This is a genomic window from Streptomyces sp. NPDC002623 (assembly GCF_053592635.1).
This window is the reverse complement of record NZ_JBSFWB010000059.1, coordinates 14,382-35,500: the sequence shown is the minus strand read 5'-3', so window position 1 is coordinate 35,500 and position 21,119 is coordinate 14,382. Positions and strand designations below refer to the sequence as shown.

The 21,119-nt window shown below is 72.2% G+C and carries 19 protein-coding genes and 1 pseudogene; 13 read left to right on the top strand and 7 right to left on the bottom strand.

The window, feature by feature from the left end:
- The 5 genes from ACWD4O_RS45970 to ACWD4O_RS45950 form a co-directional block, all read left to right on the top strand.
- Nucleotides 1-277, top strand: a 277-nt coding sequence (locus ACWD4O_RS45970; RefSeq protein WP_451289054.1) for a fumarylacetoacetate hydrolase family protein, incomplete at its 5' end; no start/stop codon positions are given.
- 44 nt (nucleotides 278-321) lie between these two features.
- Nucleotides 322-960, top strand: coding sequence for a TetR/AcrR family transcriptional regulator (locus tag ACWD4O_RS45965; protein WP_451289053.1), 639 nt, complete (start codon nucleotides 322-324; stop codon nucleotides 958-960).
- 191 nt (nucleotides 961-1,151) lie between these two features.
- A complete protein-coding gene (locus ACWD4O_RS45960; protein WP_451289052.1) occupies nucleotides 1,152-2,609 on the top strand; it encodes an APC family permease in 1,458 nt (485 codons plus the stop codon).
- Nucleotides 2,610-2,698: 89 nt separating this feature from the next.
- Nucleotides 2,699-4,195: an aldehyde dehydrogenase gene (locus tag ACWD4O_RS45955; protein WP_451289051.1), complete on the top strand. Its 1,497-nt coding sequence runs from the start codon at nucleotides 2,699-2,701 to the stop codon at nucleotides 4,193-4,195.
- On the top strand, nucleotides 4,192-4,902 hold the full coding sequence (locus ACWD4O_RS45950) for a gamma-glutamyl-gamma-aminobutyrate hydrolase family protein (RefSeq protein ID WP_451289050.1): 711 nt from the start codon (nucleotides 4,192-4,194) through the stop codon (nucleotides 4,900-4,902). Before ACWD4O_RS45955 ends, ACWD4O_RS45950 begins: the two co-directional genes overlap by 4 nt.
- 21 nt (nucleotides 4,903-4,923) lie before the next feature.
- Here ACWD4O_RS45950 and ACWD4O_RS45945 read toward each other — a convergent pair whose 3' ends face one another.
- Together ACWD4O_RS45945 and ACWD4O_RS45940 are read right to left on the bottom strand one after the other, a co-directional pair.
- Nucleotides 4,924-5,496, bottom strand: a complete 573-nt coding sequence (locus ACWD4O_RS45945; protein WP_451289049.1) for a MarR family winged helix-turn-helix transcriptional regulator — start codon at nucleotides 5,494-5,496, stop codon at nucleotides 4,924-4,926.
- Between the two features lie 99 nt (nucleotides 5,497-5,595).
- Entirely contained in the window at nucleotides 5,596-6,006 is a 411-nt protein-coding gene (locus ACWD4O_RS45940) for a winged helix-turn-helix transcriptional regulator (RefSeq protein ID WP_451289048.1), read from the bottom strand.
- Between the two features lie 126 nt (nucleotides 6,007-6,132).
- Between ACWD4O_RS45940 and ACWD4O_RS45935 the strand changes: the two genes are divergently transcribed.
- Nucleotides 6,133-7,023, top strand: coding sequence for an alcohol dehydrogenase catalytic domain-containing protein (locus tag ACWD4O_RS45935; protein WP_451289047.1), 891 nt, complete (start codon nucleotides 6,133-6,135; stop codon nucleotides 7,021-7,023).
- A gap of 269 nt (nucleotides 7,024-7,292) precedes the next feature.
- Here ACWD4O_RS45935 and ACWD4O_RS45930 read toward each other — a convergent pair whose 3' ends face one another.
- The 4 genes from ACWD4O_RS45930 to ACWD4O_RS45915 form a co-directional block, all read right to left on the bottom strand.
- Nucleotides 7,293-7,949 (bottom strand): DUF3105 domain-containing protein, encoded by a 657-nt coding sequence (locus ACWD4O_RS45930; RefSeq protein ID WP_451289046.1) that lies wholly within the window; start codon nucleotides 7,947-7,949, stop codon nucleotides 7,293-7,295.
- A 95-nt stretch (nucleotides 7,950-8,044) separates the two neighbouring features.
- Nucleotides 8,045-8,194 (bottom strand): hypothetical protein, encoded by a 150-nt coding sequence (locus tag ACWD4O_RS45925; protein WP_451289045.1) that lies wholly within the window; start codon nucleotides 8,192-8,194, stop codon nucleotides 8,045-8,047.
- A gap of 418 nt (nucleotides 8,195-8,612) precedes the next feature.
- A complete protein-coding gene (locus ACWD4O_RS45920) occupies nucleotides 8,613-9,320 on the bottom strand; it encodes a DUF1775 domain-containing protein (RefSeq protein WP_451289043.1) in 708 nt (235 codons plus the stop codon).
- A complete protein-coding gene (locus ACWD4O_RS45915; protein WP_451289042.1) occupies nucleotides 9,299-10,111 on the bottom strand; it encodes a hypothetical protein in 813 nt (270 codons plus the stop codon). Before ACWD4O_RS45915 ends, ACWD4O_RS45920 begins: the two co-directional genes overlap by 22 nt.
- Before the next feature lie 176 nt (nucleotides 10,112-10,287).
- On the opposite strand from ACWD4O_RS45915, the pseudogene ACWD4O_RS45910 reads away from it, so the two are divergent.
- Nucleotides 10,288-10,827 (top strand): annotated as a pseudogene (locus ACWD4O_RS45910) (SWIM zinc finger family protein); the annotation flags it as partial.
- A gap of 226 nt (nucleotides 10,828-11,053) precedes the next feature.
- Nucleotides 11,054-11,815, top strand: coding sequence for an eCIS core domain-containing protein (locus ACWD4O_RS45905; protein ID WP_451289041.1), 762 nt, complete (start codon nucleotides 11,054-11,056; stop codon nucleotides 11,813-11,815).
- 79 nt (nucleotides 11,816-11,894) lie between these two features.
- Here the strand turns inward: ACWD4O_RS45905 and ACWD4O_RS45900 are convergent, their stop codons facing one another.
- The gene (locus tag ACWD4O_RS45900) at nucleotides 11,895-13,289 is read right to left on the bottom strand and encodes a COG1470 family protein (protein WP_451289040.1); all 1,395 of its coding nucleotides are present in this window, start codon (nucleotides 13,287-13,289) and stop codon (nucleotides 11,895-11,897) included.
- A gap of 160 nt (nucleotides 13,290-13,449) precedes the next feature.
- On the opposite strand from ACWD4O_RS45900, the gene ACWD4O_RS45895 reads away from it, so the two are divergent.
- The 5 genes from ACWD4O_RS45895 to ACWD4O_RS45875 all read left to right on the top strand — a co-directional run bounded on the left by ACWD4O_RS45895 (nucleotide 13,450) and on the right by ACWD4O_RS45875 (nucleotide 21,109).
- On the top strand, nucleotides 13,450-14,073 hold the full coding sequence (locus tag ACWD4O_RS45895; RefSeq protein WP_351917938.1) for a response regulator transcription factor: 624 nt from the start codon (nucleotides 13,450-13,452) through the stop codon (nucleotides 14,071-14,073).
- Between the two features lie 145 nt (nucleotides 14,074-14,218).
- Nucleotides 14,219-17,377, top strand: coding sequence for an HYR domain-containing protein (locus tag ACWD4O_RS45890; protein WP_451289039.1), 3,159 nt, complete (start codon nucleotides 14,219-14,221; stop codon nucleotides 17,375-17,377).
- A 19-nt stretch (nucleotides 17,378-17,396) separates the two neighbouring features.
- On the top strand, nucleotides 17,397-18,077 hold the full coding sequence (locus ACWD4O_RS45885; protein WP_451289038.1) for a DUF4255 domain-containing protein: 681 nt from the start codon (nucleotides 17,397-17,399) through the stop codon (nucleotides 18,075-18,077).
- A 253-nt stretch (nucleotides 18,078-18,330) separates the two neighbouring features.
- Nucleotides 18,331-20,397 carry an ATP-binding protein gene (locus tag ACWD4O_RS45880; RefSeq protein WP_451289055.1) on the top strand — a complete coding sequence of 689 codons (2,067 nt, stop codon included), beginning with the start codon at nucleotides 18,331-18,333 and terminating at the stop codon, nucleotides 20,395-20,397.
- A gap of 127 nt (nucleotides 20,398-20,524) precedes the next feature.
- Nucleotides 20,525-21,109: an SUKH-4 family immunity protein gene (locus tag ACWD4O_RS45875; RefSeq protein ID WP_451289037.1), complete on the top strand. Its 585-nt coding sequence runs from the start codon at nucleotides 20,525-20,527 to the stop codon at nucleotides 21,107-21,109.
- Nucleotides 21,110-21,119: the final 10 nt, after the last annotated feature.

Sequence of the window (21,119 nt, the reverse complement as noted above, 5' to 3'; positions counted from 1 at the left end):
CATGCACTACCTCGTCGCCGACATCGCCCGGACGATCACCCTGTACCCCGGTGACGTGCTCCTGTCGGGCACCCCGGCCAACTCGCGCCCCGTGCGGCCCGGCGACGTCGTCGAGGTCGAGGTCGAAGGACTCGGTCGGCTCACCAACCACATCGTCACCGGCCCGACCCCCGTCCGCACCGACGTCGGCGCCCAGCCCACCGAGTCCGAGGAGGTCCTGTCCACCGCGCTCGGCGGCGACTGGGAGTTCCGCGGCATCCGTGCGCCCAGGCGATGACACGAGAACGTGACCCTGCGGTCCGCTTGGGTAGGGTCGCCTGCATGACCGAGTCCGCGGACGCCTCCCCGAGCCGACAGCCCCGCAAGCGCCTGCAGTACGGCGAAGGCCGCGAAGCCCTGCTCAACGCCGCCGTACGGGTCGTCGCGCGGGGCGGACTGCGCAAGCTCACCTACCGGGCGGTCGCGGAAGAGGCCGGCGTCACCCACGGGCTCGTCGTGCATCACTTCGGCTCGCGCGACGCGCTGATCGAGGAGGCCCTCGCCCACACGATCCGCACCTCGCTGAGCATCAGCGCGCTCGAGCCCGGCACCGGCAGGGTCGCGGACTTCTCGACCGGCCTGTCCGACATGGTCACGGCGACTCCGGACACCCAGGCCTTCCAGTACGAACTGCTGCTGGAGTCCCGGCGCCGCCCGGAGCTGCTGCCGCAGATCCGCGAGCTCTACGACGAGTACTTCGACGCCGCCCAGCGCGAGCTCGGCCGGATGCTGCCGGCCGGCGCGGACCGGGCGCTGACCCGGCTGGTCTTCGCCGCACTCGACGGACTCGTGCTGCACCAACTCGTCCTGGGCGAGCCGGAGGTCACGGACGCGGCCCTGGAGGAGCTGCGTTCCCTGCTGAGGCTCCTCGACGCCAACGGCGACGCCAATGGCGACAGTGGCGGCGAGACGCGCGCATGACTGTCTGACCGGAGCGTTTCCCGGCCCTGGACGCTCCGCGTCCGGGGCCTTTCCGGTTTCGCGGCAAAACTCCACCAGGTCCCTTGCCAAACGGATAGTTCCAGCCCACTATGAGGCAACTCGTTTGGATCGAAACGAATCCCCCCGCGCTTACCTTCCCGTCCCCCTCCCCGTCCCGGCAGGTGATCCGAGTGGACAGTCAGACGGCGGTTGCCCCGCACTCCGCGCAAGATTCATCCATGACAGGCAGGCTCAAGCCCGATTCCCTCGGCGTCCTGGGCATCGTGTTCTTCGTCCTCTCCGCCCAGGCACCGCTGACCGGCATCGCCGGCGCCGTGCCCATCGCCATCCTGATAGGCAACGGAGCCGGCGTCCCCGCCGCGTACCTCGCGGTCGGCGTCGTGATCCTGCTGTTCTCCATCGGCTTCGTGGCCATGAGCCGCCATGTCGTGGACGCCGGCGCCTTCTACACCTACATCGGCAAGGGCCTCGGCCGGCCGACCGGCTCCGGCAGCGCCGGTGTCGCCCTCTTCGCCTACTGCGCCATCCAGGCCGCCATGTACGGGCTGTACGGCGCCACGGTGAGCGGCCTGGTCGAGCACTACACCGACACGCACGTGGCGTGGTGGGTCTGGGCGCTCGTCACGATGGTGATCGTCCAGATCCTCGGCGCCGTCGGCATCGAGATGGGAGCGAAGGTCCTGGCCGTCTTCGTCCTGGCGGAGTTCAGCATCCTGACCGTCTTCTCCCTCGTGACCTTCTTCAAGGGCGGCGGCCCCGAAGGACTCAACCTCGCCGACAGCTTCTCGCCGCACGCCGCACTGCAGGGCGCTCCCGGCGTGGCGCTGATGTTCGCCGTGGCGTCGATGTTCGGCTTCGAGTCGACCGCCATCTACGGCGAGGAGGCCCGCGAGCCCAAGAAGACCGTGCCGCGGGCCACCTATCTGTCCCTCGCGGTGATCACCGGCTTCTTCGCCTTCACCTCGTGGATGCTGGTCTCCGCCCACGGCGCTTCCCAGGTCACGGCCGAGGCGGGCAAGGCGGTGGAGTCCGGCGACGCCGCGTCGTTCGTCTTCGCACCCATCGGCGCCCAGTTCGGCGCCTGGACCGACGACGTGCTGCCCGTCCTGCTGGCCACCTCGCTCTTCGCCGGCATCCTGGCCTTCCACAACTCAGCCAACCGCTACCTGTTCTCCCTGGGCCGCGAGGGACTGCTGCCGCACGGCCTCACCACCGTCAACCGGCGTCACTCGCCCTGGGCGGCCGGTGCCGTGCAGACCGTGATCGCCGTCGCGATGGTCATGCCGTTCGCGGTGCTCGGCAAAGACCCGGTGCTGACGCTCTTCTCCTGGTTCAGCGGCATCGCCGTGCTGGGGATCATGCTCCTGTACTTCCTGACCTCGGTCTCCGTGGTGGTCTACTTCCGCCGCTCGCGCGTCGACCTCCGGCCCTGGAACACCCTGATCGCGCCGATCCTTGGAGCGCTCGGCATCGCCGGTTCGATCTGGCTCATCCTGGACAACTTCACGACGCTCATCGGCGGCGACCGGACCACCGCCGTCTGGCTCGAGCTCTCGGTCCCGGCCGTGCTGGTCCTGGGACTCGTCGCGGCACGGCTGACCCGGCACAGCTCCCGAGCCACCGGCTGATCCCGCCGCCGCGCCGACGGTCAGGTACGGCACCCGGCACCCGCTCCCGGGTGCCGTACGCCCAGGAAACAGACACGAAGGGGAAGCGGATGCCAGGCCTGGCTCTGACCCATGAAGAACTGCTGCGCCGCGCCGAGGACCTGAGCCTGCCCGGACAGCATCACATCGACGGTGTGGACGAGCCGGGCGGCGGCTCCACGTTCACTGTCGTCTCGCCTCGCGACGGGCGACGCCTCGCCGAGATCGCGGACGCCCGGCCCGCCGAGGTCGACCTTGCCGTGGCCGCGGCGCGCCGGGCCTTCGACACGGGCCCCTGGCCGCGTCTCGCCCCCGCCGACCGCGGCCGCGTCCTGCTGCGCATCGCGGAACTCCTCGAAGAGCAGCGGGACAGGCTCGCCCTGACCATCAGCCTGGAGATGGGCAAGCCCATCACGGACGCGCATGACATCGAACTGCGCGCCGCGATCAACACCTTCCGCTGGTACGGGCAGTTGGCGGACAAGCTGACGGACGAGTCCCCGCACACCGCTCCTGACGCGCTGGCCCTGGTCACCCGGGAGCCGGCCGGAGTCGTCGGCGCCGTCGTACCGTGGAACTTCCCGCTGACGCTGGCGAGTTGGAAGGTGGCTCCCGCACTCGCCGCGGGCTGCACCGTCGTGCTGAAGCCGTCGGAGAACTCCCCGCTGTCCGCGCTGCTGCTCGGCCGGCTGGCCACCGAGGCAGGCCTGCCCCCGGGCGTGCTCAACGTGGTGACCGGCGACGGACCCGTGGCCGGGCGGGCGATCGGACTGCACCCCGACGTCGACGTCCTCGCGTTCACCGGATCCACGGCGGTCGGCCGCCACTTCCTGCGCTACGCGGCCGACTCCAACCTCAAGCGCGTCTGGCTGGAGCTGGGCGGCAAATCGCCGAACATCATCCTCCCCGACGCCCCCGACCTGGAGAAGGCCGCCGCCACCGCCGCCTGGGGCATCTTCTTCAACCAGGGGGAGATGTGCACGGCCCCCTCCCGGCTGCTCGTCCACTCCTCCGTCGCCGAACGCGTCACCGAGGCGATCGTGGCGCGCGCCCGGGAACTGCGGGTCGGGGATCCGCTGGATCCCGCGACCGAGATGGGCGCGCTGGTCGGCGAGAGCCATCTGCAACGCGTCCTCGGCCATGTCGGGACCGGCCGCGAGGAAGGCGCGCGGCTGCGCGTCGGCGGCGAACGCACCCTGGCCGACACCGGCGGCAGCTATCTGCGGCCCACCGTCTTCGACCGCGTGGACCCGGGGATGCGACTGGCTCGCGAGGAGATCTTCGGCCCCGTCCTCTCCGTCCTCGCCTTCGACGACCTGGACGAGGCGGTACGCCTGGCCAACGCCACCGAGTACGGACTCGCCGCCGGCCTGTGGACCTCCGACCTGTCCACCGCCCACAAGGTCTCCCGGGCCCTGAAGGCCGGCACGGTCTGGGTCAACTGCTACGAGGAAGGTGACCTGACCGTCCCCTTCGGCGGTGTGAAGCAGTCCGGCAACGGCCGCGACAAGTCCGCCCACGCCCTGGAGAAGTACACCGAACTCAAGACCACCTGGATCCAGCTGTGACGGCGCCCCTGCGACCGCTCATCGCGATCCCCGCCCGCTTCTCCGCCACGACCTCCGCGCTGCGGTACGCCGCCGAGGTCAACGCCCGCGCGCTGATCGAGGCCGTCTGGCGGGCCGGCGGCGAACCGGCGAGCATCCACCCCGCGGACTCGGACGTCGCCGCCCGCCTCGCCCGCTTCGACGGCGTCCTGCTCCCCGGCGGAGGCGACCTGGCCCCACACCGCTACGGCGCCGCCGACACCCACGACGCCGTGTACGACGTCGACGACCTCCAGGACGCCTTCGACCTCGAACTCGCCCGCCACGCACTGCACTCGGGCATACCGCTGCTGGCGATCTGCCGCGGTCTGCAGGTCGTCGACGTCGCCCTCGGCGGCACCCTGGAACAGGACATGGGCGGCCCGGACCGAGAGCACCGGCACCTTGTGCACCCGGTGGCGATCCAGCGCGCCACGCTGCTGGAGCAGGCGACCGGCGCCGAGAAGATCCAGGCCTCCTGCTACCACCACCAGCGGACCAGCCGGCTCGGGGCAGGACTCACGGTCACCGCACGCGCCGCCGACGGCACGGTGGAAGGGCTCGAACTCCCCGGCGCGCCCGGCTGGTTCACCGCCGTCCAGTGGCACCCCGAGGACACCGCCCACGAGGACCCCGCCCAACAGGGCCTCTTCGACGCCCTCGTACGAGCGGCCCGCGAGAGACGCTGACACCGGCGCCGTCCAAGAGCCTCAGCTCTGTGGACGGCGGCCGCTGCGACGCGGTGCCGGGGACGCGCCGTCGAGGAGGGCCAGGCGGCGTTCCTCGCCGTGTTCCTCGACCTGGAGCACCACGCGCCGCAGTCCGTCGGCGACACTGCGGCACTCCTCGTCGGTCAGCTGCTCGGTGACGAAGCCCTCCTCGTCGTTGAACGCGGGGAACAGCCGCTGCATCAGCGCCTCGCCCTCCTCGGTGAGGCTGAGCAGGACCAGCCTGCCGTCCGTCGGGTGAGCGGCCCGCCGCACCAGCCCGCGCTTCTCCAGCGTCCGCGAGACCCCGGTGAGCGTTCCCTTGGAGATCCCCGCCTCCTCGGCCACATGCCGTGTCTCCGACTCGCCCCAGATCCACACCACCCACAGCACGACGAACGCCGTCCAGGTGAGGTCGGCGCCGCGCAGCACGGAGTTCTCCAGATGCTGCCGGACCGCCGAGGCGGCGCGGTAGATGTTGGCGACGGCGGCCATCCGCTCCGCGCGGACGGGAACACCGCCTAGCTTGGCCGCGGCCAGTTTCTCGGCTTGGGTGATGGATCGGTGGCCGGGCACAGGCACACTCCTTCGCAGCCGCGAGGCCGCATCGCGCGAAGTCGTTCGTGCCCAAATTGTATCCAGTCCGCGCCGCCCGGCAGCGCAGCGGCTTCGGCCTCAGGCGGGGTCGCGGTGGTCGGTGTCGTAGCGGTCGCGGGCCGCGTGGACCTCGTCGAAGTGGGTCTCCGCCCAGGTCTTCACGGCGGTGAGGAGCTGGGCGAGGCTGCTGCCCAGCGGGGTGAGCTCGTAGTCGACGCGGACCGGGACGGAGGGGGTGACCGTGCGGGTCAGGATGCCGTCGCGTTCGAGGCTGCGCAGGCTCTGGGTGAGCATCTTGGGGCTGACGCCGGCGATCGTGCGGTTGAGGTCGCTGTAGCGCTGGGGGCCGACGGAGAGGGCGGCGACGACCAGGCTGATCCACTTGTCGCTGATGCGGTCGAGGAGCTGGTTGGTGGGGCAGCCGCGCAGAAACGCGTCGTACTCGTGCCGGGCCTGTTCGCGCTGCTGGGCCGCCGTCTTCGTCGCCATGGCTCACCTCGTGGGTAGGTAGGCACCTTCAGGTAACTACTATCCCCTGGATAGTAACTCTTCCTAGGGTTGTGCGCAGCGGCGAGGACACCGCCGCGATGTGACCGACATGGGGAGTTGAGTGTGATGCGTGCTGCTGTGGTGACCTCGTTCGGCGGGCCCGAGGCCGTGCAGATCGTCGAGTTGGAGACGCCGGAGCCGGGCGCCGGCGAGGTGCGGATCAAGGTGGCGGCGGCCGCGCTGAACCCGGTGGACGCGGGCGTGCGGGTCGGCGCGTTCGGTGGGGCGGGCCGACGGCTCGGGCTCGGCTGGGACATCGCCGGGACGGTGGACGCGGTGGGCGCGGGCGTCGACCGGCAGGTGGGCGAGGAGGTCGTCGCGCTTCACTACGGCATGGGGGCCGACCTGGGTTCGCACGCGGAGTACGTCGTCGTCCCGGCGGCCGCGGTGGCCAAGGCCCCGACGACGGTCGACACCGTCCACGCGGCCACCCTTGCGCTGAACGCGCTCGCCGCCGCACAGGCCCTGGACCTGCTGTCGCTCGATCCCGGACAGTCGCTGGTGGTGACGGGGGCGGCGGGCGCGGTCGGCGGGTTCGCGGTGCGGTTGGCCGCACACCGCGGGATCGCGGTGACCGGCGTGGCCCGGCCGGCGGACGAGGAGTTCGTACGGTCTCTCGGCGCCGCCCACTTCAGCACCGGCGAGATCGCGGCAGGCGAGGCCGACGCGGTCCTGGACGCGGCACAGTTCGGTGAGCGGGCGCTGGCGTGGGTGCGGGACGGGGGCGCCTTCGCCGGGATGATCCCGGGGGCCCAGCCCGCCTCCGTGCGGGGCGTGCGGACCGCCGCGGTCGAGGTGGCCGCCGACGGGGCCCGGCTGGCGGAGCTGGTCCGGCTGGTGGACGACGGCGTGCTGACACTGCGGGTGGCCGAGACGTTCGCCCTGGCGGACGCGGCCAAGGCCCACGCCCGGCTCGCGGAGGGCGGGATACGGGGACGGCTGGTCCTGGTGCCCTAGGACCTGTCCGGCCGATCATGCCGCAGACGCGGGGTGTGGCACGCCCATCTGCCGCGTTGTCGTCACTCGCCGACGCTCCGCGTCGACTCCCTCCTCCGCCTTGCAGCTGCACGCACCACACCCCGCTCACCGGCGCTGATTCGGCACCGCCGATTTCCTGCGACCTGCTCAGCCGGACAGGCCCTAGCCGGGCTCGAGGTCCGGCCGGACGCCGCCGGGCGGTGCGGGCGGCGGCGTCCGACGGCGGACTCAGTCGGCCGTGCCCGGCGTCATGCGGACGTCAGTCCGTTGGTGCAGGATGCTCCCGGCTCGGGCGTCTGCGGGCCCTGGACGTACTTGGTGAGGAACTGCCCGACCCGCGGGTCGGACGCCTTGTCCACGGTGAGCTGCCGTCCCCAGGCCGACAGCGTGATCGTCCCGGACTGGTCCTCGACGGGGCTCATCAGCGTGTACGGGGTCTTGGCCACCTTGTCGCCGAGTGCCTTGACATCGGCCTCGGCGACCTTGGAGTTGTACGTCACCCAGACCGCCCCGTGCTCCAGGGAGTGCACGGCGTTCTCGTTCGCTATGGCCTTCGTGTAGACGGTGCCGTCGCAGGCCATCCACGCCTGGCTGTGGTCGCCGCCGACGGGCGGGTTCATCGGGTAGTCGACCTGGCCCTGAACGTGGTTCTGCGTGAGCTTCTTCGCGTTCCACGTCTTCTCGCCGGAGACGGGCTCCTTCGCGGCGGCGGCCTGCTGCTCGGACTTCTCGTCGGCGCTGTTGACGGCGTACGCGCCCCAGCCCGCCAGCCCGGCGACGACGACCGTGCCGAGCGTGATGGCGACGACGCGGTTTCTGCGGTCGCGGGCCTTCTCGACGCGACGCATCTCCTCGATGCGGGCCTTGCGGGACAGGGAGGCGGCCTTCTTGCTGGTCTTGCTCATGACTGAGCCCTTCTTCCCGCCGTACGGCGGTGGGTGCAGGGGGTGAGTGGATGTCGTTCGGCGCGGGCGCGGGTGCGCGGCGCCACGGCATCCGTCTAGGTCCGCTGCACCTGGAGGACGTGAAGATCGGGAGCGCCGACGGCCGAGGGAGGCCGGGCGAGCAGCGTGGGGCCGTCCGGCCGCCGGGGGAGGCCCGGCCTACGGGGCAGGACCGCCGCCGCCCGGTGGACGGGTGCGACGAGCACGCCCGTCACATGATGGAACGCCTGAGCGCAGCACACGTCCCCTGAGGGGCAGTCACCCTCGTATGCGGCCGGCGTCGAGTGGGACTCGGCAGAAGCGCCTGCCCCCACCATCGCTTCGGCAGACATGGCAGACATGGCGGACGAGGCGGTCGCAGCGGCCGTCGTCGGCGTGGTGCGCTCGCCGCTTCCGTGTGCCACATAACCCAGGCACATCACCGCAGTTGCAAGCAGAACGGCCAGGGCGGGGCACAACAACGTGACGTACGCGGTCCACCGCACCCCGCGGGTCCTGTGCTGCGCCGACTGCGCCCGGCTCCTCATCACCGGAGATGCTAAGCGGTTCCTGTGGGCGACGCGGCCGCCGGGCCCGACCGGCCGTCGCCCCGGGCGGTCGAGCTCGGGGCGACGGCGGTGAACGTCAGCTCTCGGACGAGGCGGCCCGCCGCTTGACCAGCCACCAGGCTCCGCCGCCCAGGACGAGCAGGACGACGACGATCACCCCGGCCAGGACGCCGGAGGACATGCCCTCGTCCTCGTCGGCGGCCGTGTCACCGGCGGCCGGCGTGGCGTCCGACTCCGTCGCGGTGGCGGAGGGGGAGGCGGCGGCCGTGGTGGGTGCCGCGCTCTGCGTCGCCGTCGCCGTCGGGCTCGGAGCGACCGACTTGGCGCCCGGTGCCGCGGCCTTCAACTCCAGGACCGGGGCGGGCTGTTCGGGCTCCTTGCCGCCGGTGGGCAGTTCGATCCAGCGGGAGATCTCCCCGTCGCTGTAGGTGTCGATGGTCTTGAACGCGAGCTCCTTCGCATCCGGCAGCTGCCGGACCTTGATCGTGTGCTCGGCGTCGACCCCCGTTTTGATCGCCGGGCCGCCGACGGTGTAGCCGTCTTCGGTGGCCGTCAGCTTCCAGCCCTTGGGGGCCTCGCCGAGGGTGACGTCGGTGGGGGCTATGCCTGCCGGGAGGACGACTCGCACCTCCTTGAAGCCTGCGGAGGCGGACTCGGCCTCGCAGACGAAGGTCAGGGTGACGTTCTCCGCCAAGGCCTGGGGATTGTCGGCCTCGACCTCCGCGTGCGCCGCGGCCGGTGCGGCCAGGGCGAGCGTGGCCGTCAGCGCGACGGCGCCGGCCACTGCGAAACGACGGCCGGCACGCGCCGTCGGGCGGACGGAAGCAGAAACAAAAGACACAGGGGAACTCCTGGCTGATACGGGAGAATCCGGCCCCGCGCCCGTCGGGGCGGCCGGGACCGGTGAAGGACCGGAGGGTGCTCCCGCCGCGGTGGCCCCCTGCGAACCACCGCGTACTCCAGTACTTCCTCCCACGCCCGAGCCGCCACCGCGAAGAAGGCGCCGGTCCGCCCGGCGGGCAGCCCGAGCAGCGCCCGCTCCGGATCGGCGATCGCCCGCGGCAACGCCTGGGCGAGGGCCGCCACCGCAGCCCTGGCGAGCGTGTGCAGCGTGCCGAGCGCCGCCGTCATCCCCGCGTCCGCCCGGTGCAGCAGCCACGCGACCGCCAGCGCGGCGAGGGTGTGCACGGCCGTCATCGCCGCTCCCGCGTGATGCCAGGAGTGACCGTCCCCGGCGGCGGAGGACATGTGCCCGGCGTGCATCGCATGCTGCGGCATCGTCATCGAGGCAGCGCCGTCCGTGTAGGACAGGGCGAGATGCAGAGCCCCCTGTGTCGCCAGGGTGAGGGTGATGGTGGCGACCGGCACGTAGCGGCGCCGAGCGAGCGGCCAGACCGCCGCGAACTGCACCACGATCAACACGGCCACCAGCCGCCAGGGCACGGTGCCGTCGGCGACCGCGTGGTGCCCGAAGGTCGCGAGCACGGTGCCGAGCACGGCGAACAGACCGGCCCGCGTACACGCCCCCGCATGGCTGGCCCGGCCTGCTCCGGGATGTCTCCCGTGCCCGGTCACGTGATCAGGCGACACGACCGCCATCTTCGCCTACCGGCCGGTCGCCGTGTGCCGCACGGCCGAGTTCGCTCTTCCCCCACCTCGTCGTATACGTCGAGGTGGGCAAGACCGTTCACAGGGTCTGCGTGCGACCCGGTGTCAGTCCTCGGCCGTAGCGTGTGCGCGTGCCCCGACTCCTGCAGACCTACTCCTGCTTACGCCCCTCGGCCGTGCACGATTCCACGGCCGGGCGCACCCTCGCCCTGGAGACCTCCGGCGGTGCCACCCCGGCCGGAGAGGCGGCCAACCCCCGCTTCTTCAGCGGGTTCCTGACCGCGCCCGCCGCCGCGGCGACGGCGCTGCTCGCGGTCGCCGACGTCGCCGCCGCCCGCTACTGCCGGCCGAGCGCCAACGCCTCGCTCGACCCGGTGATGACGGCCGACGGCGACCGGCTGCGGCTCGAGTCCTTCTCCGGCTGCTGCGGTGTCTACGCCCGGCTCGACGTCCTCGCACCCGGCCTCGACGGTGACGACATCGGGCACGGCACCACGAACATGGACGTCAACCCGCAGCTGCGGCGGGCACTGGCCGGGCTCGGCGGGCTCGACCCCCTCCATCTGGCCGTCGGGCCCGAGGAGTTGACGGTCAGCACCTTCGACGGCGAGTTCGTGGAGAAGAAGGTCCCGCTGCCGGAGCGCCGGCTGCGCGGCTTCGCCGAGGCCCAGGTGCTCGCGGCTCATGGAGCACATGGAGGTCGGCACCGAACTCGTGCTGCGCAACTCCACCGCCCCGCCGCCCGGCGACGCCACGGCGTGATCCCGAACCCGGTCCCCGGGCGGCGATTGCCTCATCGGGCAGCGGCGGCTGCACTTCCGTAGGCAGCCGTATGCCTGTACCCGGCGGGCGCGCTGGGGCAGTGTCAGGGTGAGAGAGGTCTGCCGATGGACGTCCCAGGGAGCGAACATGCCCGACCACGTACATGACCACGAGCACGACGACGACCACCAACAAGCCGGCCACAGGCAGTCCCAGACCGACGACTCGCGGCTGTTCAAAGCGGCAGCCGCAGGCCGCCCCGATGTTCTGGGCCCCTCCGGCATGGGCACGCTGCAGCGTGCCGTCGGCAACAGTGCGGTGGGCGCCATGCTGCAGCGGGAGCAGGACGAGGAGTCCCCTTCGCCGCAGCGCTCGCCCGTGCACGAAGTCGTCGGGTCAGGCTCCGGGCAGAGCCTCGGCGCCGACGTCCGCTCCGACATGGAGGACAAGCTCGGCGCGGACTTCTCCGACGTGCGGGTGCACACGGGCGACGCGGCGCACGAGTCCGCGAAGTCGGTCGGCGCGCACGCCTACACCGTCGGCAACAACGTCGTCTTCCAGCGCGATGCCTACGACCCGTCGTCCCATGCCGGGCGTACGACGCTCGCCCATGAGCTGACCCATGTGATACAGCAGCGCAGCGGCCCGGTCGACGGGACCACGGCGCCCGGTGGGATCCGGGTCAGCGACCCCTCGGACCGGTACGAGCGGGAGGCCAGCGCCAATGCCGACCGTGTCATGTCCGCCCCGACCCCGGCAGCACAGGCCACGGAGGGGGCGGTGGCCGCACCCGGGCCGTCCGCGATGGTCCAGCGGGAGGCCGAGGAAGAGGAGCAACCCGCCGATGTGCAGGGGCTGTTCGTGCAGCGGGCCGAGGAGGAGCAGCAGGAGGAGTCCGCCGAGGAATGACCGGCAGGGGCCCCCGGGCTCATGCCCGGGGGCCAGTTCCGGACGGCTCAGCCCCGCTTGCCTTCACCTTCACGCACGGTCAGGCGGTGGAGGGGGAGGGGCTGGCGCTGGGCGCCTGCCGCAGCGTCCCGCCGACCAGCACCGACTCGTCGCACTGGGCCGGCGTCGGACCGCCCACCGGCCGTCCCACCTCACTGCAGGTCACCGTCATGGTGATCCGTCCCCCGGCGGGCACCGCGATCGGGGTGACGAAGTGGTAGTCCTGGTCACGGAAGTTCTGCAGCGCCAGCGTCAGCAGGGTCCGGCTGCCGGCGGCGATGACGACGGTGCCGGAGTCGCCCTGCGGGTTCTGCACCACGAGGTCTGTCAGGTCGAACACCTGACCGGCCGGGACGCGGTACACCGTGTCGGCCGTCGAGCCGCTGCCCACCGAGTCCTTGACCGCGGTCTGCGCGCTGCGCGGATCCACCGCACCTCCGCCCCCGCTTCCCCCGGTGCCGCCTCCGCTGCCCGATCCGCCCGAGCCCCCGCCGGTGCTTCCGGCGTTCGATCCCGCCGCGGCGCCGGAGCTCGGTGAGCCACCGCCCGCCGTGTCCCCTCCTGTTCCGGAGGAGCCCGCCGACGCACCGCCCGAGCCACCGCCGCTCGCCGCGCCGGACGCCCCGGGGCTGGGCGACAGCACTGCGGCCACCTGCTTCTGGGATTCCTCCCGCGCCGCCGACCGCACCACCGGGCGCAGCAGGGCGAACCACACGATGGCCAGGGTCGCCGCCACGGCGACCACCGCCAGCAGGGCGCGCGGCAGCCAGCGCGGCAGGATCGCGTCCTGCTGGTAGGTGCCGTCCAGGGCGACCGATTCGTGCGGCGCTTCGCCCGTGGGATTCGCCACCACCTGGAAGGGATGGACGACGGGAGCGCCGCGCCACAGCCGCCGCGCCGGGCGCGCGGTGAGCCGGGTCAGCTCGGCCGCACCCGGCGGCAGTTCGACGGTCTCCCGGGCGAAGCCCAGCCGCACCCGGGAGCTGTCGCCCTGGGCCGCCAGCTGCACCGTCATCGGGATGTTGCCGCGGTTGTCGATGGCCACGTCGGTACGGCCGCGCCAGGCGCCGTCGAATCCGCGGGGCACCAGCTCCCCGGTGATCTCGGCGAACGGCAGCACCGTGACGACGCCCTCGGGCACCACCGTGGTGTCGGGGGCGCTGGTGGGCACCACCCGCACGCCGAACGGGAGGTCCCCGGCCGGCACATCGGGGCTTCGGGGCGGGCTCAACGCCAGAACCGCCGTGCCCGTGCTGTCCGGGTACAGCGAAAGGCTCGTTGGTTCGACGGTCGCCCAGGCCGCTGCCGGGCCCACGACCTCGAAGCGATACTCCTCCACCGTGCTGCCGGAGTTGCGTACCTGAAGGGGGACTTGGATCAGCCCACCAGGCTCGGCGGTCACAGCGGTCGTGTCCAGGCTCGCCGCAGTTGTCATGATCGGCACAATAAGGCGGGCGGCATCGGTGGGCAGGGGCCTGACAGGAAGACTTTCGGGAAGCTGAGGTGCCCATTGACGCCTTGTTGACTTTGCGTGGAGTCGCCTGCCGCATACTGCTCGACGCGCCGCGATGCGCTCGACCAGGGGGGAGACTGGTGTGGACCGGATAGTTGTGTGCCTGCGCGCAGATGACCCGATCTCCAGAGCGGGGGTCGCCACCCAACTGCGGCCTCGGCCGGAGATCCGGCTGCAGGAGGAGGGGGAGGAACCGGCCGCCGCAGTGGTGGTGGTCGTCGTCGACACCATAGACGAGGAGTCGCTGCGGACCCTGCGTCACATCCGGCGGACGACCGCGGCCCGGGTGGCGCTGGTCGCCACCCGCATCGACGACCAGCAACTCGTCGGCGCCGCCGAGTGCGGAGTGGCGGGCGTCCTGCGCCGGTCCGAGGCGACGCCGGAACGGCTGGTGCAGGTGATCAACGCGGTGGCCAGGGGAGAGGGAAGCGTTCCCGCGGACCTGCTGGGCCGTCTGCTGGAGCAGGTCGGCCAGTTGCAGAGCCAGGTCCTGGCGCCGCGCGGCCTGAACTTCAGCGGGCTCACCGACCGGGAGATCGAGGTCGTCCGCCTCGTCGCCGAGGGGTACGACACCGGGGACATCGCCACCAAACTCGCGTACTCCGAACGGACCATCAAGAACATCCTGCACGACCTCGTCACCCGGCTGCACTTGCGCAACCGCTCTCATGTCGTCGCCTATGCGCTTCGGCAGGGGCTGATCTGAAGAGGCCGCGCCGCCTCGGCGGCGAAGGGAGGGGCGGATTGCCCTGAAGGGCAGACCGCACTTCCCAAACGCGTGTCCCATGCGCCGCTCCGTCGAAGAGCGGCGCCGGGGACGGTTGGGCAGACGCCGATCGGGAGGGGAAGTCGTGCGGTTGTTCCGGCTGAGGGCGGGCCTGATGGCCTCGATCCTCGCGCTCGGCGCGGTAGGGGCCGGCATCTCAGACACGACGCCGCAGGCCCGGGCGACGGCCTCGTCCTCCCCTTCCCCTTCGCCCTCCCCTCCTTCCAGCCCGACGACGGCGGTCCCGGAAGCGGCGGTGCCGGAGGCGGCGGCCCCGACGTCCCCGGTCACGCCGGCGCTGGTGGAGCAGTCCCTCAACCCCGGCGCCTCGATCACCGTCGCCAAACAGGTGCAGACCCCGGCGGTGCCGCCCAAGCCGGACGTGGTCCTGCTGGTGGACAACACGGGGAGCATGGACAACGTCATCACCAACGTGAAGAACAACCTGCCCACGATCGTCAACCAGGTCTTCGCCGTGCAGCCCGACTCCCGTTTCGCCGTCGCCAGTTTCGGCGACGTGGGCGGTGGAAGCCGACTCTTCATGCTGCACCAGGCATTCACCGCCGACCGCGCCGCCATCCAGCGCGGCGTGAACGCCCTGACCGCTTCCGGCGGCGGCGACACGGCGGAGGACTGGGGGAACGCGCTCCACGAGGTGGCGACCGGAGCCGGCGGCCGGAACCCGTTCAGGGACGGCGCCAGCCCGATCGTCGTCCTGGTCGGTGACGCCCCCACCCACGACCCCAGCAACGGGCGCCGGTTCGCCGACGTCGTCAAGACGCTCCAGAGCCGAGGCGTCAAGGTCCTCGCCGTCGGCGTCGACGGCAACGGGCTCGACCAGACCGGCCAGGCCAGACAGGTCACCCAGGCCACCGGCGGCAAGTACCTCCAGGGCATCAACGCGGGCGATGTGTCGAACGCCATCGTCCAGGGCCTGACGAACCTGCCCGTCGTCGTCAGCCACCGGCTCGTCGACTGCAACCCCTCGCTGGGCGTCTCCCTCTCGCCGACGAGCGTCCAGGTGACCAGCGGTCAGATCGCCTCCTTCACCGAGCGGATCACGGTGGCCCCGGACGCACCGCAGGGCTCCACGCTGTCCTGCACGGTCCAGTTCCTCCTCGGCCCGACCGCCGAACCGGCCTACCGGGAACAGATCCGCATCACCGTCAAGGACGTGACCGCCCCGGTGGTGACCGTCGACGACCGCACGGTGGAAGCCACCGGCCCGGCCGGCGCGGTCATCGACTACCCGGCCACCGCACGCGACAACGTCGACGGCGTCGTTCCGGTGTCCTGCCTGCCGTCCTCCGGGACGCGCTTCCCGCTCGGGAAGACGACCGTCACCTGCACGGCGACCGACAAGGCCGGCAACACCGGCCGCGACACGGCCGTGTTCACCGTCGTCGACACCACCGCGCCGGTGGTGAGCGTCGACGACCGCACCGCCGAGGCGACCGGTCCCGACGGCGCCGTGATCACGTATCCGGCCACGGCCACGGACATCGTGGACGGCGACGTCAAGACGGTGTGCGAGCCGGCCTCCGGCTCGACGTTCCCGATCGGCAAAACCACCGTCACCTGCACGGCGACCGACAAGGCCGGCAACACCGGCCGTGACACGGCCGAGTTCACCGTGACCGACTCGACCGGCCCGCTGGTCACAGTCGACGACCGCACCGCGGAGGCCACCGGCCCCGGGGGCGCGGTCGTGGAGTACCCCGCGTCGGCCGAGGACACGGTCGACGGGACGGTGCCGGTCGCCTGTGAGCCGCCGTCGGGTTCGCTGTTCCCGATCGGGCCGACGACGGTGACCTGCACGGCGTCGGACTCCCGCGAGAACGTCGGCAAGGACACTGCCGTCATCACCGTCGTCGACACCACCCCGCCCGTCGTCACCGTCGACGACCTGACGGTGGAGGCCACCGGACCCGCCGGCGCGGCCGTGGAGTACACCGCCACCGCGGTCGACATCGTGGACGGCCCGACGACGGTCACCTGCACACCGCCCCCCGCCTCCACCTTCCCGGTCGGCGAGACCATCGTGACCTGCACGTCCACGGACGCGCACGAGAACACCGGCCGCGACACCGCCGTGATCACGGTCGTCGACACGACCCCGCCCGTGGTGACCGTGGACGACCGCACCGAGTCGGCCACCGGGCCCGCAGGCGCCGTCATCGAGTACACCGCCACCGCCCAGGACCTCGTCGACGGACCCCTGGCCGTCACCTGCACGCCCGTGACCGGGTCCACCTTCGCGCTCGGCGAGACCATCGTGACCTGCACGTCCACGGACGCGCACGAGAACACCGGCATCGACACCGCCGTCTTCACCGTCATCGACGACACCGCGCCCGTCGTCCGGGTGGACGACCGGATCGTGCGGTCCCTCAGCATGGACGGCGTGTCCGTCGCGTACACCGCCACCGCTCAGGACGTCGTCGACGGCGCCCTGCCCACCACCTGCACCCCGCCCTCCGGGTCGAACTTCAAGCCCGGCAGGACGACCGTCATCTGCACGGCGACCGACAAGGCGGGCAACACCGGCCGCGACACCGGCGTCGTGACCGTCATCCTGGTCCCGCCCGTGCCGGTCGCGCCCTCCGCCGACGTCGCCGTGACCGCCGCCGTCAACCCGCAGCCCGCCTTCATCGGAGGCACCGTCACCGCGACCTTCACCCTCAGCAACGCCGGACCGGACCCCGCCGCGAACATCGTCCTGACCCCCGGCATACCCGGACCCGTCACCATGGTGAGCCTCCAGGACCGCTGCACCGCCCGCCTCCCCTGCACCCTCGCGGCCGGCGCCCGGCTCCAGGTCACCACCCGGCTGTCCTACGACCAGGCCGTCAGCGGCAACCTGACCGGCCGGGTCGCGAGCACGCCGACCGACCCGATCCCCTTCAACAACACCGACTCGCGCCCGCTCCGCGTCCTCAAGCCCGTACTGACCGCCGGACCCGTCGTCGCCCGGCTCGGCGACGTCGTCCTCGCCGAGGGCCGCGACTTCCCGGCCGGAAGCGTCGTCCAACTGAAGTGGAGCCAGGGCATCACCGCGGCGACGGTCCCGGTACGGGTGGGCGCCGACGGAACGTTCCGCACCCAGGTCCTCGTCCTGCGCAAGGACCGGACCGGACCACGGCTGCTCAACGCCACAGGACCCGGATACGACCCCGTCACCGGCCCACAGGTACTCGTCGTGCCCCGCAGCCTCCAGCCACCCGACTTCATCGGCCGCGGATGAGAACGGCGGAGGAGGAACCGTGATCCACGAGGTGGACGACGCACTGCGCGCCCTCGTCCGGAACGACGCCCTGAGCGGCACCCAGGTCAGCGTCATGTTCGACGCACCCACCCGCGAGTGGGCGGCCAAGGTCAACGCCCCCACCGTCAACCTCTACCTCTACGACATCCGGGAGGACATGCGCCGCCGCTCCCGTGGCCTGTCCAACGAGTACGACGAGCGCGGCACCGTCATCGCCCGGCACCGCCCGCCCCGGTACTTCAAGCTGTCCTATCTGATCACCGCCTGGACCCGGCGCCCCGAGGACGAACACCGCCTGCTGTCTTCCCTGCTGCTGTGCCTGCTGAGCAGCGACGCCATGCCCACCGAGCACATGACCGGCTCACTGGCCGGGCTTCCGCTGTCGGTGCCGATGACCATCGCGCTGCCGCCCCCCGAGGACCGGGCGTTCGCGGACGTGTGGAGCGCGCTCGGCGGCGAGCTGAAGCCCTCCCTCGACCTGGTGATCAGCCTCCCCCTCGTCGGCACGGGAGTCGCCCCCGCGGCGCCGCCGGTCACCGAGGAGGGCGGCCTGCGGCTCGGGATGGAGGACACCCGGCGCACCGGCCAGGGCGCCACCGGAGCGCGGGAAGCCGGCGCGGCGGACGACCCGGCGGCGCGTCGCCCGCGGCCGGCGCGGGTCCGGCGCGTCCGCGAATGAGCACGGGCTGCCGGGCGCCCCGGTGGTCAGGACCCCCGGGGGGATCCGGCGCGGGCCCGGGACGCCGTGCCCCGGCGGCGGCGCGGCCCGGCTGACCCCGAGCGCCCGTCGGCGCCGGCCGAGTGCCGCACGCGGTGCCGTGCCGAGACGCGGCACCGCGGCCCCCGACGGGCGCGGGGGACTGCGCGGCCGACCACGCACGACCCGCGGCACCCCACCCGGCGCACCCACCGAGCGGAGCGAGGAGCACCCCATCGCCGAGAACGCCAGCCTTCGCCACCTGCTGGACCGGGTGGTCCTCGTCGAGGAACGCGTACGCCGCGCCGTCGCCGCCCGCAGGGAGACCGACCCCAACCCCGACGACGCCTTCCGGGGCCTCTACCTCACCGACGACGCCGTCGACCGCCTCCTGAACACACCGCCCCGGCCCGCCGCCCCCGACCGCACGGACACCGCCCGGCACACCGAGGCCGAGACCCGCGCCGACACCGCCGACCCGCCCACCAGCCTGCGCCGCCTGACGGCCGGCCTCGCCCTGACCGACCTCGACGTCGAGATCCTGCTCATCGCCCTGCTGCCCGATCTCGACGCCCGGTTCGAAGCGTTCTACGGCTATCTCAACGACGACGTCACCCGGCGCCGCCCCTCCATCGGCCTGGCTCTGACGCTGTGCGGACTGTCCCCGGCGGACGCCTCCGCCCGCGCCCGCCTCGGCGCCACCGCACCCCTGCTCTCCGGCGGCCTGCTGCTGATCGACGACCCGGACCGCCCGTTCCTCGGGCGCGCCCTGCGCGTACCGGACCGGATCACCGCGCACCTGCTCGGCGACGACACCCCCGACCCCCGGGTCGTCGACCTGCTGACCCCGGCCCCGCCCGTGCCCGGCGTGGGCGACGCCGCCCCGCTGGCCCGGGCCCTCGCGGCCGGGGTCCCCCTCGCCTACCTGCGCGAGGACCAGGGCGGCGCCGGCCCGGCCCTCGCCGCGACCGCTCTCGCCCTGGCCGGACGCCCCGCCCTCGCCCTGGACCTGGCCCGCCTCGCCCGTGACCCGGCCCCCGTGGACGCCGTGCGCACCGCCGTACGCGAGGCCCGGCTGACCGGCGCCGGTCTGGTCTGCGCCCCGGTCGACGCCCTGGACCGGGACCGCGAACGCGAACGGGCCGCGCTGCTCAGGCAGTTGACGGACACCCCGGTCCCCGTCGTCCTCGTGGGCCGCATACCGTGGGACGCCGCCTGGTCCACCCGTCCGCCGCTGCTGCTGCGCGCCCCGCGCGTCGAGCCGACCGTACGAGCCGAGCTGTGGCAGGCCGCGTACGGCACCTCCGTGCCCGCCGCCCTCGACATCCCGACCCTCCTGGCCCCCTTCCTCCTCACCCCCGAACAGATCACCCGGGCAGCCCGAAGCGCCGCCCAGAACGCGCTCCTGGACGACGCCGGGCTGCGCCCCGATCACGTGCGCCGCGGCGCCCGCGCCCAGAACTCGGCCGGACTCGACCTCCTCGCCCGCCGCATCGAACCCGCCGTCGGCTGGGGCGACCTCGTCCTCCCACCCGACACCCTCTCCCAGCTCCGAGAACTCACCGCCCGCGCCCGCCACCGCGACCGTGTCCTCGGCGAATGGGGGATGCGCCCCGGCGGGGCCCGCGGCCGGGGCGTCGTCGCCCTGTTCGCGGGCGACTCCGGCACCGGCAAGACCATGTCCGCCGAGGTCATCGCCGCCGACCTCGGCCTCGACCTCTACACCGTCGACCTTTCGACCGTGATCGACAAATACGTCGGCGAGACGGAGAAGAACCTCGAGCGCATCTTCTCCGAAGCGGCCGGAGTGAACGGCGTCCTCCTCTTCGACGAGGCCGACGCGATCTTCGGCAAACGCTCCGAGGTCAAGGACGCCCACGACCGTTACGCCAACGTCGAGAGCGCCTACCTCCTCCAGCGCATGGAGTCCTTCGACGGCCTCGCCGTCCTCGCCACCAACCTCCGCGCCAACCTCGACGACGCCTTCACCCGCCGTCTCGACCTCGTCGTCGACTTCCCCGTCCCCGACCCCGAGCAGCGCCTCGCCCTCTGGGACCGCTGCCTGGCCCCCCTCCTCCCCGGCGCAGGCGACCTCGACCTCCCCTTCTGCGCCGCCTCCTTCGAACTCGCCGGCGGCAACATCCGCTCCATCGCCGTCACAGCCGCCTACCTCACCGCGGAGGCAGGCTCCCCGCTGACCATGCAACAGCTGATCCACGCGGTCCAACGCGAATACCAGAAACTGGGCCGACTGACGCTGGCCAGCGAATTCGGCCAGTACGTGGACCTGCTCGTCCTGTGACGCGATGTGAACGCCTCCGGCGAGAGGAGTGCCGAGGTCTGGAGGTTTCTCGCCGTCACCTGACCCGAATCAACCCGTTCATGCTTGCTACGGTATTCGGAGCGAAAGCCGACTGAGGAGCCCAGAGATGGTCACGCATGCGGAATTAGTGTCGGCGTTCGGCTCGCTCTGGGTCGAGACGATGCCGGCGGAGGTCGCCGAGCGCCATTTCGCCAACCCCGAAGACCGGCGGTTGCTGACCGAGGTCGGCATGCCCCAGTCACTCCTGGGCCAGCTGTATTTCGGCAACGTCCGGACCGACCCGCCGCAGACCATCAGCGAGGCCGTCGATACCGGGACTCCGGACAAGTTCCCGCCGGAGGTCCGGGACGACATCGTGATCGCCGCAGGCATGGGCGGTTTCGCCTGCATGTCGCGGGCGGACAACCGCGTCTACTGGTACGAGCCGGGCAGCAGCGACCGGAAGTTTGCGCTGGTCAATACGTCCCTGGAGCGATTCCTTGAGACCGCATACCAGCTCCGGTCGAAGTTCAAGGGCCTTGACCTGCTCTACGGCGCGGACGAGGACGAGTCGCAGGAAGAGATCGGGGACGAGGTGCGCCGCCTGGTCGCGGAGATCCGCGACGTCGATCCGCCGTCCTTCGACAGCCCGGCCATGTTCTGGCAGCACGTGGTGCTCTTCGCGCTGGAGACCCTCGCGTCGCAGGGGTGATGGCCGAGTC